The organism is Streptomyces sp. NPDC057543, from assembly GCF_042801895.1.
GTDB lineage: Bacteria > Actinomycetota > Actinomycetes > Streptomycetales > Streptomycetaceae > Streptomyces.
On the sequence record NZ_JBHVFF010000002.1, the window covers coordinates 1 to 14614 of the forward strand.

Annotated in this window: 15 protein-coding genes and 1 pseudogene; 6 read left to right on the forward strand and 10 right to left on the reverse strand. The window is 70.3% G+C overall.

From position 1 onward, the window contains the following. Positions 1-351: 351 nt before the first annotated feature. Positions 352-2595, forward strand: coding sequence for a PQQ-binding-like beta-propeller repeat protein (locus ACFU8Q_RS00555; protein ID WP_384446244.1), 2244 nt, complete (start codon positions 352-354; stop codon positions 2593-2595). A gap of 47 nt (positions 2596-2642) precedes the next feature. Here the strand turns inward: ACFU8Q_RS00555 and ACFU8Q_RS00560 are convergent, their stop codons facing one another. Both ACFU8Q_RS00560 and ACFU8Q_RS00565 read right to left on the reverse strand, forming a co-directional pair. Further along, complete coding sequence (locus ACFU8Q_RS00560) at positions 2643-2798, reverse strand: hypothetical protein (RefSeq protein WP_384446245.1); 156 nt, start codon at positions 2796-2798, stop codon at positions 2643-2645. 443 nt (positions 2799-3241) lie between these two features. Then, positions 3242-3802 (reverse strand): nucleoside-triphosphatase, encoded by a 561-nt coding sequence (locus tag ACFU8Q_RS00565; protein WP_384446247.1) that lies wholly within the window; start codon positions 3800-3802, stop codon positions 3242-3244. 111 nt (positions 3803-3913) lie between these two features. On the opposite strand from ACFU8Q_RS00565, the gene ACFU8Q_RS00570 reads away from it, so the two are divergent. After that, positions 3914-4366 (forward strand): YbhB/YbcL family Raf kinase inhibitor-like protein, encoded by a 453-nt coding sequence (locus tag ACFU8Q_RS00570; RefSeq protein WP_384446249.1) that lies wholly within the window; start codon positions 3914-3916, stop codon positions 4364-4366. 4 nt (positions 4367-4370) lie between these two features. Here ACFU8Q_RS00570 and ACFU8Q_RS00575 read toward each other — a convergent pair whose 3' ends face one another. The 3 genes and pseudogenes from ACFU8Q_RS00575 to ACFU8Q_RS00585 all read right to left on the reverse strand — a co-directional run bounded on the left by ACFU8Q_RS00575 (position 4371) and on the right by ACFU8Q_RS00585 (position 6685). Further along, the gene (locus ACFU8Q_RS00575; RefSeq protein WP_384446251.1) at positions 4371-5015 is read right to left on the reverse strand and encodes a protein-L-isoaspartate(D-aspartate) O-methyltransferase; all 645 of its coding nucleotides are present in this window, start codon (positions 5013-5015) and stop codon (positions 4371-4373) included. A gap of 10 nt (positions 5016-5025) precedes the next feature. Next, a pseudogene (locus ACFU8Q_RS00580) lies at positions 5026-5457 on the reverse strand (hypothetical protein); the annotation flags it as partial. A 130-nt stretch (positions 5458-5587) separates the two neighbouring features. Further along, entirely contained in the window at positions 5588-6685 is a 1098-nt protein-coding gene (locus ACFU8Q_RS00585; protein ID WP_384446252.1) for a hypothetical protein, read from the reverse strand. 234 nt (positions 6686-6919) lie between these two features. Between ACFU8Q_RS00585 and ACFU8Q_RS00590 the strand changes: the two genes are divergently transcribed. Together ACFU8Q_RS00590 and ACFU8Q_RS00595 are read left to right on the forward strand one after the other, a co-directional pair. Beyond that, complete coding sequence (locus ACFU8Q_RS00590; protein ID WP_384446399.1) at positions 6920-7507, forward strand: GNAT family N-acetyltransferase; 588 nt, start codon at positions 6920-6922, stop codon at positions 7505-7507. A gap of 330 nt (positions 7508-7837) precedes the next feature. Then, on the forward strand, positions 7838-9082 hold the full coding sequence (locus ACFU8Q_RS00595) for an MFS transporter (protein WP_384446254.1): 1245 nt from the start codon (positions 7838-7840) through the stop codon (positions 9080-9082). Between the two features lie 170 nt (positions 9083-9252). Here ACFU8Q_RS00595 and ACFU8Q_RS00600 read toward each other — a convergent pair whose 3' ends face one another. The 3 genes from ACFU8Q_RS00600 to ACFU8Q_RS00610 all read right to left on the reverse strand — a co-directional run bounded on the left by ACFU8Q_RS00600 (position 9253) and on the right by ACFU8Q_RS00610 (position 10439). Continuing rightward, the gene (locus ACFU8Q_RS00600; RefSeq protein ID WP_384446256.1) at positions 9253-9492 is read right to left on the reverse strand and encodes a hypothetical protein; all 240 of its coding nucleotides are present in this window, start codon (positions 9490-9492) and stop codon (positions 9253-9255) included. A 161-nt stretch (positions 9493-9653) separates the two neighbouring features. After that, positions 9654-10058 carry a MarR family winged helix-turn-helix transcriptional regulator gene (locus ACFU8Q_RS00605; RefSeq protein ID WP_384446258.1) on the reverse strand — a complete coding sequence of 135 codons (405 nt, stop codon included), beginning with the start codon at positions 10056-10058 and terminating at the stop codon, positions 9654-9656. A gap of 180 nt (positions 10059-10238) precedes the next feature. Continuing rightward, positions 10239-10439, reverse strand: coding sequence for a hypothetical protein (locus tag ACFU8Q_RS00610; protein WP_384446260.1), 201 nt, complete (start codon positions 10437-10439; stop codon positions 10239-10241). 133 nt (positions 10440-10572) lie between these two features. Between ACFU8Q_RS00610 and ACFU8Q_RS00615 the strand changes: the two genes are divergently transcribed. Next, a complete protein-coding gene (locus tag ACFU8Q_RS00615; RefSeq protein ID WP_384446262.1) occupies positions 10573-11070 on the forward strand; it encodes a MarR family winged helix-turn-helix transcriptional regulator in 498 nt (165 codons plus the stop codon). Positions 11071-11492: 422 nt separating this feature from the next. On the opposite strand, the gene ACFU8Q_RS00620 is transcribed toward ACFU8Q_RS00615, so the two are convergent. Then, positions 11493-12233, reverse strand: a complete 741-nt coding sequence (locus ACFU8Q_RS00620) for a class I SAM-dependent DNA methyltransferase (protein ID WP_384446263.1) — start codon at positions 12231-12233, stop codon at positions 11493-11495. 128 nt (positions 12234-12361) lie between these two features. Then, positions 12362-12967, reverse strand: coding sequence for a TetR/AcrR family transcriptional regulator (locus tag ACFU8Q_RS00625; protein WP_384446265.1), 606 nt, complete (start codon positions 12965-12967; stop codon positions 12362-12364). 168 nt (positions 12968-13135) lie between these two features. Between ACFU8Q_RS00625 and ACFU8Q_RS00630 the strand changes: the two genes are divergently transcribed. Continuing rightward, complete coding sequence (locus ACFU8Q_RS00630) at positions 13136-14551, forward strand: purine-cytosine permease family protein (protein ID WP_384446267.1); 1416 nt, start codon at positions 13136-13138, stop codon at positions 14549-14551. Positions 14552-14614 lie beyond the last annotated feature (63 nt).

The following is a 14614-nucleotide window of genomic DNA, read 5'->3' on the forward strand; positions in this document are numbered from 1 at the left end:
GAAGCGACGCGGAGCGTCGTTGACCGACGACAACGCCGGAGGCGGAGTCGCAGGGCGTCGGGAGCCCGCTCTCTATCGCGGGTGAGGTCGTTAGAGGCCACGAACCCCCTCGGCTTGTGCGGACGGGGTTCTGCGTGTGGCGATGGGCCGCACCGTGCGGTGTTCCACGGCACGACCAAGCCCCGCCATGCTCCTGGCGGGGCTTCGTCGTGTGCGGCACGGGAGCAGCCCTGGGCTCCCTGTTCGTCACCCGCTTTACTCTGCCGTACTGCTCAGCGGCTAGTTTGTGCGCAGGACAGGTACGCAGGCCCGTGGCGGCAGAGGTGCACGGGGGACGGGAGGTCGGGAAGAGTGTCGCTACGCGGAGGTGATCCAGCCGAGATCGGCGGCTATCCGCTTGAGGCGCGGCTCGGCTCGGGGGGCATGGGCACGGTCTTTCTGGCCCGTACGAGCTCGGGGCGACCTGTCGCGATCAAACTGATCCATCAGCAGTTCGCGGGGGACGACGAGTTCCGCATCCGTTTCCGGCAGGAGGTGGCGGCGGCGAGGCGGGTGAGCGGAGCGTTCACCGCCGCCGTGGTCGACGCTGCCCCTGAGGCCGAGCAGCCGTGGATGGCGACGACCTATATCGAGGGGCACACGCTCGCCCAACGCATCGCGACGAAAGGCCCGCTGAACGGAGCGGAGCTGAGGAGGCTCGCCATCGGGCTGGCGGAGGCGCTGCGCGACATCCACCGGGTGGGGGTCGTCCACCGTGACCTGAAGCCCTCGAACGTCGTGCTCTCGCCCGAGGGCCCGCGCGTCATCGACTTCGGCATTTCGCGCGCCGTGGACCAGCAGACGCTGACGATGACAGGGCGGGTCATCGGTACGCCGCCCTTCATGTCGCCGGAGCAGTTGCAGGCGCCGCGTGGTGTGGGGCCGCGGTCCGATGTCTTCTCGCTGGGGACGCTGCTGGTGTACGCGGCGACGGGCCGCGGGCCCTTCGACGCGGATAGCCCATACATGACGGCGTATCAGGTGGTGCATGAGGAGCCGTCGCTGGATGCCGTGCCGACGGCCTTGCGCGCGGTCGTCGAGTCGTGCCTGGCCAAGGAGCCGAAGGGGCGCCCCTCGGCGGACGAACTCCTCGTGCTGCTGCGGGACCTGCCGGCCGACCTCGGCGGGACCGACGCGAACGGGGTTGGCGCGGGCCGCACCCGCGACATGATCACCCAGCATCACTTCGCGACGCGGGCCACCCCGGCGCCGACTGCTTCGACCACCGCCCCGGCCGGTCCCGATACAGGGAGCACCGGCACCCCCATCGGCCGCCGTCTGCGTCGCCGATGGCGTCCCGTGCTCGCGGCCGCGGTCGCGGTGGCAGCGATCGGCGGGGGAGTCGCCGTGCTGAAGGCGGGCGGCTTTGGGGGGAACAGCGGCGGCGGCAAGGGCAACAGCGTAGCGGCGCCGGGTGCCGCACTTCCGGACGGCTTCGAGCCGTGGCGCAAGACCGTGCAGGGCGGTCGCGAGGACATCCCCGACGAGTTGCGTTGCGTCGCGCGCGGCGACGCGCTGTTCTGCGGGGGCGGCAGTGTTGTCGCGACCCGTATCAGGGCCTCGGACGGCTCGCGGGTGTGGACGGCGAAGAGCCCGGGCGTCCCCGTCCAGGGCATGCACATGGTGGGCGCCACCGATGACACGGTGCTCGGTTACCGCTTCGCCGCCCAGGACGCCCCGCAGGACCCTCCCAGCGAGGTGGTGGCCATCGACGCGGACAACGGCCGGGAGTTGTGGTCCGTGCCGTCCGGCGCCCAGTCGAAGGCCGTCACGGGTCGGACTCAGGACGCCGTCGTGGTCGGCTCCGCCGTCGTGACGGTCGACGCTTCCAATTCCCGCTTCGAGGCCCGGGACGCGCACAGCGGTGAGGTCACCTGGACGACGTCGTTCCCCGCGGGTACGCAGTGCGCTCCCGTCCCGGCGGGCCCACAGCTCCTCGCGATGTGCGCGGCGGACACGGAGGTGGATGCCTTGGAGGTGCGCCACCCCACCCTCTACACGGTCGACCGAGCCTCGGGGACACTGGGCAGGCCCATCGCGGTTGACGGCCCCGCCGTGCCGATGGGCGTTGCCGACGGCAGGCTCGTACTCCTTCAGGTACGCATGGAGGGACCGGCGCTGGCCGGGTACGACGGGGTGGCGCAGGCCGACCCGGCCTCGCGGAAGGTCACGTACTCCCGACTGGCCAAGACGTACGCGGGGACGCCCGGCATGGCGGACGGCACCGTCTACGTGAGCAGGCAGACCGGTCTCGTCACAGCGCTCGACCCCGCGACCGGCCGGGAGAAGTGGTCGCGGCAGACTGGCGTGGAGGGTGCGTCGGGCCCCGTGGCGGGAGCCGACGCGCTGTATTTCAGCTCGGCCACCGGCCGGGTGGTCGCGCTGTCGCCGTACGATGGCAAACCCCTGTGGACAACAGATCCGCAGGCCGATGGTTTGACGGGCGAGCAGGGCGCAAGTCCGCGCGTGACCGTTGCGGGGCGTGCGGTGTTCGTGGCTGCGGCCAAGAACACTCTCTTCGCCTTCGACGCGCAGAAGCCGCCGAAGTCGGGCTGACCCGGGCGGCACCGGACGCCGGCCGCTTTCCTTGCCATGCGGACACCTCAGCGGCTCACGCGGTCGCCTACGCAGCCGGCGACGAGGTGCCCTTCCACCTTCCACAGACCCACCTGGATGAGGTCGATGTGGAGGTCCTGCCTCCTGCGCGACAGGAAGTCGCGGTGCGCCTGGGCCAGGGTGCCGAGGCCGAACCGGGACACCGGAGCGGCGAGGCGGATTCCGTAGCGCCGGCGCCGATTTCACATCAGTGACGCATCCTCACCTTCACCCGGCTTCTTCGGCGTACGAACTCCGGTGGTGCGTCCCACGCGTTGCGATGCGTGCGCAGCCACCAGACGAACAGGTAGTTGCGGAAGGTCCGGAACCGGGTGGAGTTTCCGGCAGGGTTCGTCGGCCGGGCATACCTGGCGCAGGGCATCGCCGCAGTCCCTGCGACGCCCCCTAATGCCTCCGGGAGCGTCGGGCGGCACAGCGGGGCGGCCGGGGAGGGACCGGCGCCGAACCGGGTGGTGAAGGCGATGCCGGCCGCGTACTCGGTGGGCAGGCGCCGACCCTTGGTAGTGGGCGCCGCCGGTCGCAACGACCGGGCGATTTCGCATCCTGTCGCCCCGGCTCTGCTTTCAGCGGGTCGGAGGCCGTTCCCTCATCCGTGAGAGGGAGGCCTCCCGTCCTGCCGGGGCTGCTGCAGCCGGGCCGCGAGCTCCCTGGGCAGGACGTCCCGGTTTGTCGGAGTGAGCTGGACGACCTCGATGTCGGTGCGCCGCTTGAGGACGTCGGTGAACGGATCGCGGTGCGTGTGGACCGTGGCGACGACGTCGATCTCCGCGACGAACAGCTCGTCGATCGCGTGCCGGAACGCCGTGCACGCCAGTTCCATCCGCCCCAGCTCGTCGATGAGCACCAGCTGCCCCGTTGCCTCCTCGGTTGCCGCCGGCCGAAGCGACGGCAGCGCCAGTCGTTCCATGACGCCCAGGTCGACGCCGTATTTTCCTACCCGTGGCGGACCGGGCAGGTCGACATGGGCGAGCACCTCCCGGCGGCCTGCCAGGGTTTCCAGAGCGAAACCGACGCGGGCGCCGGATTGCCGGATCTCCTCCGTGGTGAAGCCAGTGGCCGCGTGGGTGGGCAGCAGCGCGGCCAACCGGCGGAGAGCGGTCGTCTTGCCTGCGCCGGGGCGGCCCTCGAGCAGGATCCTTGTCGGCACACTGCCATCTTCACCCCGGCTTCCGGAGGTGGCCCGGGTGGGCTCGGCCGAACGGGGGGTTTTCAGGTGCGGACCGGTGCCGGTGCCGCCATTGCGGGTAGGGCGGCGCGCATGAGCGGAATTGAAATCAGCAGCACCGCGTTCGACGACAAAACGGTGATCCCCCGTCGGTACAGTGGCGAGGGCGAGAACATCTCACCGCCGCTGACCTGGTCGGGGGTGCCCCACGAGGCCACGGAGCTGGTGCTCCTGTGCGAGGATCCGGACGCGCCGGGGACGACCTTCCTGCACTGGCTGGTGACCGGCATCGATCCGAGGACCACCGGGGCGGCGGAGGGCCAGAAGCCCACGGGGGGCCTGCCGTGGCCCAACGGCTTCGGCCACGTGGGCTGGGGAGGGCCGATGCCTCCACCGGGGCACGGGCCGCACCGCTACTTCTTCCGCCTGTATGCCCTGTCCGAGCCGCTGCCGCTGCACGACCACCCGGGCGCCGAGGACGTGCACCGTGCCCTGAAGGGTAGGGAGCTGGCCTCCGGCACCCTGGTCGGGACCTATCAGCGCTGACGCGTCACCGCTGGTCGTAGCCGTGGGCGCCGTACAGCCGGACGAACCGGGCCGCGGTGACCGTCCTGCGGTGCACCAGGCCGCGGACCTGCCGCTCGTACAGCTCGACGCGCTCCTGCCCGCCCTGCCCGATCGGCTGGACGAGCCGGCCACCGGTGCGGAGCTGATCCACGAGCGGCTCAGGCACCCGCGGGAAGGCCGCGCAGACGATGACGGCGTCGTACGGGGCGCGGGACGGCATCCCGAGGGTCCCGTCGCCGAGTACGACCTCGGCATTGCCGACGCCCTGCCCGGCCAGCCGGAGGCGAGCCTCGTCGACCAGGTCGGGCCAGCGCTCGACGCTGACGACGTACGCGGCCGAGCGGGCCAGCAGCGCGGTCTGCCAGCCGTATCCGGTCCCGACCTCCAGGACCTGTTCGTTTCCGGTGAGTCCGAGAGCGGAGACCATCATGGCGATCAGCGAGGGCTGGGTGGTCACCTGCCCGTGGGGGAGCGGAACGGGCGTGTCCCGGTACGCGGACGCCACCTCGTCCGCGGGGACGAATTCCGCCCGGGGGATGCTCCGCACGGCCTCCAGGAGACGGTCGTCGGTCACGCCCACGGCGTGGGCCGCGCGGACCAGGTCCTCGGGAGTGCGTTCACGAGCCATCGGACCGCGGGGCCGCGTCCCAGCCGATGGGCTCGTAGTGGTCCGAGCCGGGCCGCTCGACCATCGGCAAGGTGAGCCGGCCCTGCTGGTTGAGCCACCGGGTGGATCGTTCGGCCGGCTCGGAGACCGGGTGCTCCCGGAAGAACCCGGCCGTGATCCGTCGTGACGTCGCCTCGTCGCTCACGTGCTTGGCGGCGTTCTCGCAGTACTCGTTGCGGTGCCGGTGAGCGGGGTCCGGTTCCGGCCGGGCGCAGCCCGGGCAGTCGAAGCCCTTGGTCTGGTCGAGGTTGATCAGCGCCAGTGTCGGCGCAGTACGACGGACCGTCGTTTGTTCCGGCGGGTACCACAGCGCGTTGGCCATCGCCGGCACGTCTACGGCCCAGGTCTTGGGCGGGGTGATCGAGACATCCGTCTCCTCCGCGCCGCTCCTGTTCCCGTCCATGTGCCCCATCCGCCGTTCATCCGCCGTGCTGCCGCCCCGGTCCAGTGTCGACACGTTCCGCGCGCGGCGCGATCCGGGGCGGTCGGGCGCAAGGGGTGACCCGTGATCCGCCAGGCGCAGCGCGTCGGCGTCACGACAGGGTCCCCGGGTCGGTGTACCGCAGCAGAGCGCCCACGCCCTCGTGCAGCCTCAGCCGGCTCTCCGGTACGGCGACCAGTTCGGCACCGGTGCCGACGAGGGCCCGGACGAGGGCCTCGTCGGCACGTTCCTCGTGCGGGGCCCGCACGCCGAAGGACATCAGCTCCACCTCGGTCAGGGCGAGCTGAGTGGGCTGGGAGCCCGCCCAGAGCCGTAGCGAAGACCCTGGCGGCCGGTTCAGCAGCAGTGCCGCGACCTGGCCGCGTTGGAGGGCGGCGACGGTGGCGGCCAGCCCCTCCGTCATGGGTCCGTCCAGGGCACGCCGGCCGATGAAGATGTCCACGAGCTCCCGGTCGTGCGCGGCCATGTGGCCGCGGAAGACGCTGTCGAGCTGAGGCTCCAACAGGGCGCGTCCGGTGTTGGTGGGGGTCCGGCCGCCCACGCGTACGACCTTGTCCCGCAGGGTGTGCGGCAGGCGGCGGATCAGCACGTTGCACGCCCACTCGTCCCCGCCCACGACGACGGCGTCGGCATGGGCGCGCCGCGCCCGTTCGTCCAGCCGGTGGCCGAGCCGGACGGAGGTGCGGTGCCAGGTCGCCACCGCGACCCTGCGGTGCAGCCGCTCACCCGGCGTGACGGTGGACGCGGGCCAGGTGCCGGTCTCCGCCTCCAGAGTCACCCAGCCGTGGGTCTCGGCGGTCGGAAGGCCGCCGTAGTGGACGACTACGGCCATGTAGGGGATCTCCGGAACGTGCTGGGTGACCAGGGGCATTGCGTCCGGGAGGGTGCTGTAGCGCGCGGAGTCGTGCTCGGGCGGCCTGGGTAGCTCCCCGTCCAGGACGAGCGTGCCGTGGGCGGCGAAGATGGCCTGACCGTGCACCCCCGGCACCGCGTTGTCGGCGCCGACCGCCTCCTCCAATACGTTCAGCAACGCCTGGTCCGAGCCCTGACGGGACAGACTCTCGCGCAGCCGCCGCCAGCGCAGCGCGATCGCCCGCTCGGGATGCTCGACGTCCCGGGAGGTGTCCAGGTACACGGAGGCGAACGGGCCCGGCTCCGCGTAGAGGTGTTCAAGGAACGACAACCTCATCGCCACTCCTCGTCCATGGTTTCCCCTCCTTCATGATGCGCGCCCCCGCGGCGATGGAGCTCGACGAGCGCAAAGCGGTGCGGAACGCGGGGCGGTCAGGCGCCGGCCCGGCAGCAGCCGGCCCATCGTGAGCGCAGGCCCGGGACCGCGGCCTCCATCGTCGCCATGGATCACCCATCGGGGCTGCGGCAGGTCTATCGGTAGGGTCGGGGTCGTCTTTGCGGAGGTTGCCTGATACGAACAGGTGGGCCGCCGACGGCATTTGGGAACGGAACTCCGCCGCCGTCCTGGCCGCGGCAGACAGGTGAGCGGACTCACCAGCATGCGGCCGGAGCCAGGAAGGGGGCGCCCGGCCGGTCCGAACCCGGTGATCACGCACTCGGACGCTCTCGCTCCCTCACCGCGACGCGCGAGCGTATCGAACGCGACAGTGACGACGGCGATCGCGACGACTTCCTCGTCCTGCTCCCTGACAGCACTCCTATCGGCCATATTGCACTGAGCGGCCAGAACATCGTCAAGGGCACAGCACAGGTCGAACTGATGCTGGCTCCTGAGCATCGCGGGCACGGCCACGGCACCGACGCCTTCGAGGCCCTGGTGGACCTGGCGTTCGGCGAACTCCCGATGCACCGCCTCACGGCAGAAACTCACACCGACAATGCCGCCGCCCGCGCCGTCCTCGCCAAATCCGGCTTCGTGCACGAAGGCTTCAGCCGCGCCGCCTGTCTCCATCGCGGCCGCCGCCACGACCTCGCCGTGTTCTCACTGCTCCGCCCCGAATGGGAAGAGCTGAACCGCCCTCGCGCCTGGGATGCCTGACCAGACGGAAAGCACTTGCCCAGTTCCCAGCCCAATCCGGCGCGCACCCCGCAGAGCAGGCAAGTCGACGATCGCCCGCCGAGTCAACCGACCGCTGTTCGCTGCCAGAGAGGCATTGTTTCGCGCTGGGAAGTTCGCCAATGACCGACCCGGGGCCACGCGTAGCTGATCTCCCGACGTTGGACGACAAGCTTGATGGCATGTGGGCACCTCGAGTCCCGAAGGCCGTACCGGGCCGACGGTCTGAGCCGCCGAAGCCGAGCATCAGCCGCCGGCCCGTGGCCACCGGAGCCTTCGATGCCCACGACGTTTCGGCATACCATCTGCCGAATGCTGGATGGACGGATCAACGATGTGAGAGGCCGCACCTCCGGTGCCTCGTCGGTCTGGCGGGCGCCGGGAATGCCGGCCCTGCTCGGTTCGACCGCGCTCGGTTTCGCCGGCACAGCGCTGCTGATGCCGGTCGCTCCCCTCTGGGTGCTCGACGGCGGGGCCGACGAGCTGGGCGCGGGCGCGGTCAACGCCGTGATGATGCTCTGCACGGTGATCGCCCAGTTGCTCGTGGGACGAGTGCTTGGACGCCTCGGCTGGCGCTGGACGCTCACGCTCGGGGCATGCCTGCTCGGAGCTCCCGCACCGGCGCACCTTCTCACCGACGACGTGTGGGCGGTGACGGCACTCGCGGCGGTGCGCGGCCTCGGTTTCGGGATCGTCACCGTCTGCGGCGCCATGGGGGTCGCCGTGCTCGTCGAGCCCGCGCGTCGCGGCCGCGCCGTCGGAGCCTACGGACTGGCGATCGCGGCCCCGCAGTTCCTGCTCATCCCCATCGCGCCCTGGCTTGCCGAGCGGGTCGGGTACTGGCTGGTGTTCATGCTCGCCGTCGTTCCGCTGCTCGCGATTCCGCTCGCCCTGCCCGTGGCCCGGGCCCTGCGCACCTCGGACCGGCCGACCGCCGACCCTGCCCGACCCGGCAAGCGGCGCGATGCCGCCGGACTCCGCCGTGTCCTGGCGGGGCCGATCGCAGCGTTGCTCGCGATCACCTCGGCAGGCGGCGCCGTGCTCACGTTCACGCCGCGTCTGGATCCCGACCCGACCACGGTGTATCTGGCGCTCCTGGTGTTCACCGGGACCTCGGCACTGTGCCGCTGGGCCTTCGGAGGTTTCGCGGATCGCCGGGGCGCCGCCCCGGCGATCGCACCGCTCCTCTTCGTCGGCGCCGCCGGACTCGCTGCCATCGGCGTGGGGACGGCGCGCGGTCCTGACATGGCCGGGAGAGTCCTTCTGATCGCCGGCATGCTCGTCGTGGGCGTCGCGTACGGCGGTCTGCAGAACCTGACCCTCGTGCACGCCTTCGCCGCCGCGGGGGAGGAGTCGAGATCGTCCGTCGGCACGGCGTGGAACGTCGGCTTCGACGCGGGCACGGGGCTCGGTGCCCTGGCGGTCGGTGCGGTCGCCACCTCGACCTCCTACCCGGTCTCGTACGCCGTTCTCGCAGTCGTCACCGCGCTGGTGGGTCTCGGGTGGGCGGGCTCCCGTTGGCGGGGCGCAAAGGGATGCCGGGAGTCTTCCGGTTGATGATCCGGGAGACGACGCCCAGCTAGCGCCTGCTGTCATCTGCTGCCGGGCGGGCCCACCGGAGGGTGGACCCGCTCCGCTGTTCAGCCTCCCCGCATCTGACTGGCCCGCAGGGCGCCTCGTTCTTACGATCCGTTGCCTTCACCACCGCAGCCCTTCGGATGCTCTGCTCAGCCGTGAGGCCCGGGCCAGTGCGCCAGGCCATCGAGCGACGGTGCCTGGCATGTCGCCTGCTGTGGTGAGTTGTAGAACTCGTACGCCTTGCCGAGACCGCCAAGTTCAATGAACTTCATCATCCGGGCGGAGGGGTTCGCGATCCGCAGAGATCCTTCGTGCTCCCGACCGGTCCAGCCGTTCACCGTGCCGTAACCGATGGCGACGTGCTCGGTACGGATGATGGCCGTTCGCATGGCCAGGGCCCTTCGCGGCTCCGAACAGCACAGGAAGCCCCGGCGACGCATGGCAAGGCTGCCCAGGCGTGGCTGAACTGCCTGCAGTTGCCGCCCGATTCCAGCGGCACCGGTCGGTGCATCCGTGATTGTTTCCGGCACCGGCGATTCCGATCTTCCGGTCAGTGGTTCTCGAGGTTTGCGGTCATCCGTTCGAGCACATTGACCGCCGTGCGGTAGTCCTCAATGGTGATGCCGGCTGTGGACAGCTCGCGAAAGGTGCCCACGCGCTCGGCAACGGAGTTGAGGCGCCGTCGGCCTTGCGGTGTGAGGGTGAGGCGGTCGGGCGCTGGGCGGGTCGCCCAGCCGTCCGCGAGGACGGCGTCGATGGCGGTGGCCAGGGTGCAGGCGTCGGCGTTGGCCGCGAGGACCGAGAGGACCTCGGCGTCGCGGATGCCGGGGGTGTCGCGGATGGTATTGAGAACCTGCCAGGCGATGCGAGTGAGGCCGAACTCGGCGAGCAGGCCGTCCATGTACTGCGTGAGGGCTCGGTCGGTGCGGTTGAGCCAGTAGCCGATGGGCTTCATGATGATGATCCTTCAGCGCGTGAGGAAGGCGGCGGAGTTCTCGGACGCCCACTGCCGGAAGCTGCGGGCGGGCCGGCCGAGCAGGGGCTCGGTGGGTGTCGGCGACGGCGGCGGGACCGGCGGTCGCGGCGGCCCACAGGGCGAGCAGCGAGCCGGCCGTCGGAGTCGGCATGAACTGGCTCATCTGCCGCTCGGCCTCCGCGTGGCTGATCCTCTCGACGCGGATTTGCGACCGAGGACATCGGCGATCTCGACCCCCGCGGGGACGGTCGGCTCGGCCGGGTTGGTGCCGGCCGCGCGGACCGGTGGCACGGCGGCGTGCGGGCGATCGGCGACAGCGCGGCCGACCTTGCCGCGTGCACCGGTGATGAGGATGGTCATGACGTTCCCCCTGGGGCTGATGAGCTGTGAGCTCTGCGCTTCCCGGCGTGTCATTCGCATATGCATGCTTGCATGCACGTAATTTCATGTCAACACATGCTTTCTCGAAGTCATGGAACTACACTCTGGCGGCATGACGACGAATGGGCCGCATACGGCCGAGGACCTGCTGAACGCCGTGGGCCCGGCGTTCTCGAAGCTGCGCCGCACCTCGCTGCTGGAGGTCGCGAACCCCATCTCGGCCAAGGATCTGAGCCGGACCCTGGTCCTGAACATCGTCCAGGAGCACACCCGCGAGTCCGGGGCCGAAATCACCGTAGGCGCGGTTGCCGAGCTGCTCGGCGTGGACCCATCGGTGGCCAGTCGGATGGTCAGCGACAACATCAAGGCCGGCTACCTGGTCCGGGCTGCCTCCCAACAGGACGGCCGTCGCACGGTTTTGCGGCTCGGCCCGGAGGGCACCGAGCTCATGAGTCGCCTCAGGCGCCACCAGCGTGAGGCATTCGACTACATCACCGACGACTGGGCCGACGAGGACCGCCTCGAATTCGCCCGCCTCATGCTCAAGTACGTCGACTCGCTGGCCCGGCTCCGGGACCGCGACCCGGCCGGGGACGCCAAGCGCCCTTGAATCGGGGCGGTGGGGCGACAACCTGCAGGCCGAACGATCACCGGCCGTCGCTGCGGATGGGCCGGGTCGACCGTCGGGCGCGCGGGCAGCAGCGCCGCGAACTGGTCCCGGAGTGGGTCAGTCAGCCATGATGGCGGCACGGGAGCACAGGTTCCCCCGGTGATCACAGAGCGTCGCAACTCCGTGATCACCGACCAGGGCCTCAGTGAACGGACAGGAGATCCTGAGGGCGTCGCCCACCCGCAGATCCACCACACGCCCCCTGCCGTTGTACCCGACGTCGCGGGAGGTGACCGTAGCGCCCGGTTACGACAGCCGAGGCGCCGATGCAGCGTTTGGAATGATCAAGTGCGGTTCGGTTCAGTGTGTCTGGGCCCATGGTTCCGGGTCCGGCCCACGGGTGGGGCGGGGAGGGGCTCGCCTCAGGCCGGCTTGCGCCACACGGAGATGTGCTGTGCGGAGTCTTGGGTGAATGGCGCCCTGTCCCAGTCCGCGACGCGTAGTTCGAGCTCCAGCCCCGCGATCCGTGCCATGAGGTCGAGCTCTGCCGGCCATGCGTACCGGTGCCGGGAGTTCGTGCGGCGGTAGTGGCCGTCGTCGGCGCCGCGCGCGAAGTGGTGCGAGACGAGGATCTGTTCGACCAGGTCGAAGGTGTCGAAGCCGAGATGCCGCTCGGAGACGTCGAACGGCACCGCGACCTGCCCGGGCGGCAGAAACCGCAGCGGCGGCACGCCCAGCTCGATGACGAACCGGCCGCCAGGTGCCAGGTGCCGTGCGGCGTTGCGGAAGCACTCGACCTGCTCGTCCTGCGTGAGCAGATTCGTGATGGTGTTGTAGACGAGATACACCAGGGCGAACTTGCCGGGGACGACGGTCGTCGCCATGTCCCCGATGGCGACCGGGAGCGTGTCCTCGTCGATCTTGCGCCGCAGGACCGCTGCCATGTGTTCGGACAGTTCGATGCCCACCACTGGCACGCCGCGTTCCCGGAGCGGGATCCCCACTCGTCCGGTTCCGATGGCGAATTCCAGGGCCCGGCCGTCTCCGGCGAGTCCTGCGAGGAAGCCGAGAGTCGGTCCGAGAAAGGTGGCCGAGGACTTTTCGCTCTCCTCGGCGTCGTAGCGGTCGGCGGTCGCCCGGGTCCACAGCTCGCTGCTCGTCATGGGCGGTCACTCTGCAGGGCGCGGCGCGGCGCTGTCGACGTATTTACCTTCCACCGCCTCCGGTCGAGGCCCCCGCCCGGTGGGAAGTCTCCCGGCCAAGGCCCTCCGGACCGACGTGAGCAGTCGGCTCAGCTCCGCTCCACCAGCCGCTCGGACACGGACAGTGCCATGCGCAGCGCACTGTCCCGGTCCGCGCCGTGCTGGCCGAGGACGACGCGCGTACTCAACCCGTCGAGCAGGGCGAGGAGTTCGGAAGCACGCGCTGACGCGTCCAGGTCCGCGGCGAAGCGGCCCTGTCGCACACCCTTGGCGAGGAGTGACTCGAGGTCCTCCTGCCAGCCGCGATCGATCTCGGCCTGGGCCTGGCGCAGTGGCTCGTTCGACGCCGTGCGTGCCCATAGTTCGATCCACAGGGTCCAGCGCGGGTCCCGCGGTCCATGGGGGAGGTACAGCTCCAGGAAGAGGCGGAGCTTGCGTTCGGTGCCGACCCGACCTGCCAGCAGTGCCCGGCGTTCATCGGTGAGCGCGCTCTCGCTCCACCGCAACGCCTCCAGGAGCAGGCGGTCCTTGCTGCCGAAGTAGTAGAGGATGTGGCCGCCGCTGGTGCCGAGGCGCTTGGCGAGCGCCGACATGGTGAGCGTGGCCAGGCCGTCCTCGGCGATGGCCGCCATCGCCTCTTCCAGCATCCGTTCCTGGGTCAGGTGCCCGTCACGCCGTCGCGCCGTCGCTGCCACGCCGCGCCTCCTCCTCCGTGTGCCCAGTGATGACCTTAGCGGCCGATTTCCGCAGAGGTCTTGACGGGGCACCGGAGACGCATCTTGAATGCCGTTCTAACTCTTAGAACGGCATTCAAAGTAACGTGCCCGGGCTTCCGGGACACACACGGACGAGGGGTGGGTCGCATGACGCAGCAGGACACGACCGCGAGAGCGCCCGGCGGAACGATGGCCGCCGACCAGGTCTTCCAGGTGGAGACGCACGGCATCGACCCGATTCCCGACGAGGATCGCCATGGCAGCGCGAAGGACTTGTTCTGGCTGTGGTTCGGCTCCAACCTCACCTTCACCTACGTCATCAACGGCGCCCTGGCCGTCGCCTTCGGCCTGTCCTTCTGGCAGGCGACCGGTGTCGTGGTCCTCGGTGGCCTGTCGTTCTTCGCCATCAGCGCCGCCGGACTGAGCGGTGTCCGTACCGGCACCGCCACTCTGGTGATCTCCCGCGCCCCCTTCGGTGTGCGCGGCAACTGGCCTGCCGGAATGCTCAACTGGGTGGTCAGCATCGGCTACACGATCCTCAATACGGTCGTCGGCACGCTCGCCCTCGAAGCGTTCTTCATCGATCTGGGATGGGAGTCCGGCCGCGCAGGGCGGGCTCTCGCGCTCCTGATCACACTCGCGCTGACCTTCGTCGTCGCCCTGTGGGGCCACGCCACCGTCCAGTTCGCCGAGCGGTGGATCGCGTACGTTCTCGCCATCGGCTTCGCCGTGCTCCTGGTGTTCCTGCTGCCGGGCGCCGAAACGGGCCAAGTGGCCGCCCTGCCCGGTGTGTCCGGGTGGAGCCTGGCATTCGTCGTGATGCTGGCCGGTCCGTTCAGTTACGTTCCGATGCCCGCCGACTACACGCGCTACCTTCCGAAGACGACCTCGCTGCGGTCGCTCACCTGGTACGGAGCCCTCGGCGGCTTCGTGTCGTCGGTCGCTCTGGGCGTGGCGGGGGTGGCCGCCGCCACGCAGACGGACATGACCGACGCCGTGGCGGGCACCGAGAAGCTGCTGCCGGGATGGTTCCAGCCTCTCTTCCTCGCCCTCGTCCTCGGTGGCTCGGTCACCAACTCGATCGTCACCCTCTACTCGTCGAGCCTGAACCTTCAGGTGCTCGGCATCCCCTGGAGCCGCTCCAAGGCCATCATCATCAGCGCGGCCGTCACTGCGGCGGGCTCGCTCTGCGCGCTCTTCCTCACCGACTTCACCAGCTCACTGCTGTCCTTCCTCTCCCTGCTGATCATCGTCTTCGCGCCCTGGGGCGGCGTGTTCCTCACCGACATGCTGATGCGCCGCTGCCACTACGACCCACCGGCCCTGCACGCCGGCCCGGACGGCGCCTACTGGTACCGGTCCGGCTACCACCCCGCCGGTGTCGCAGCGCTCCTCGTCGGCATGGCCTTTGCCGCGCTCACCTGCGACTCGGAGCTGTGGACCGGCCCGCTGGTCGCGCCGCTGGGCGGCTCCGACCTGACCCTGCTCGGCTCGCTCGTCTCGGGGCTCGTCTACTGGCTGCTCGCCCGACGGACCGTCGTCCCGCACACCGACCTTTCCTGAACGGCTTCCACGCGGCGTCCACATCGGGCCCGCGTGGCAACGCCCTGCCGAAATACCCGAACC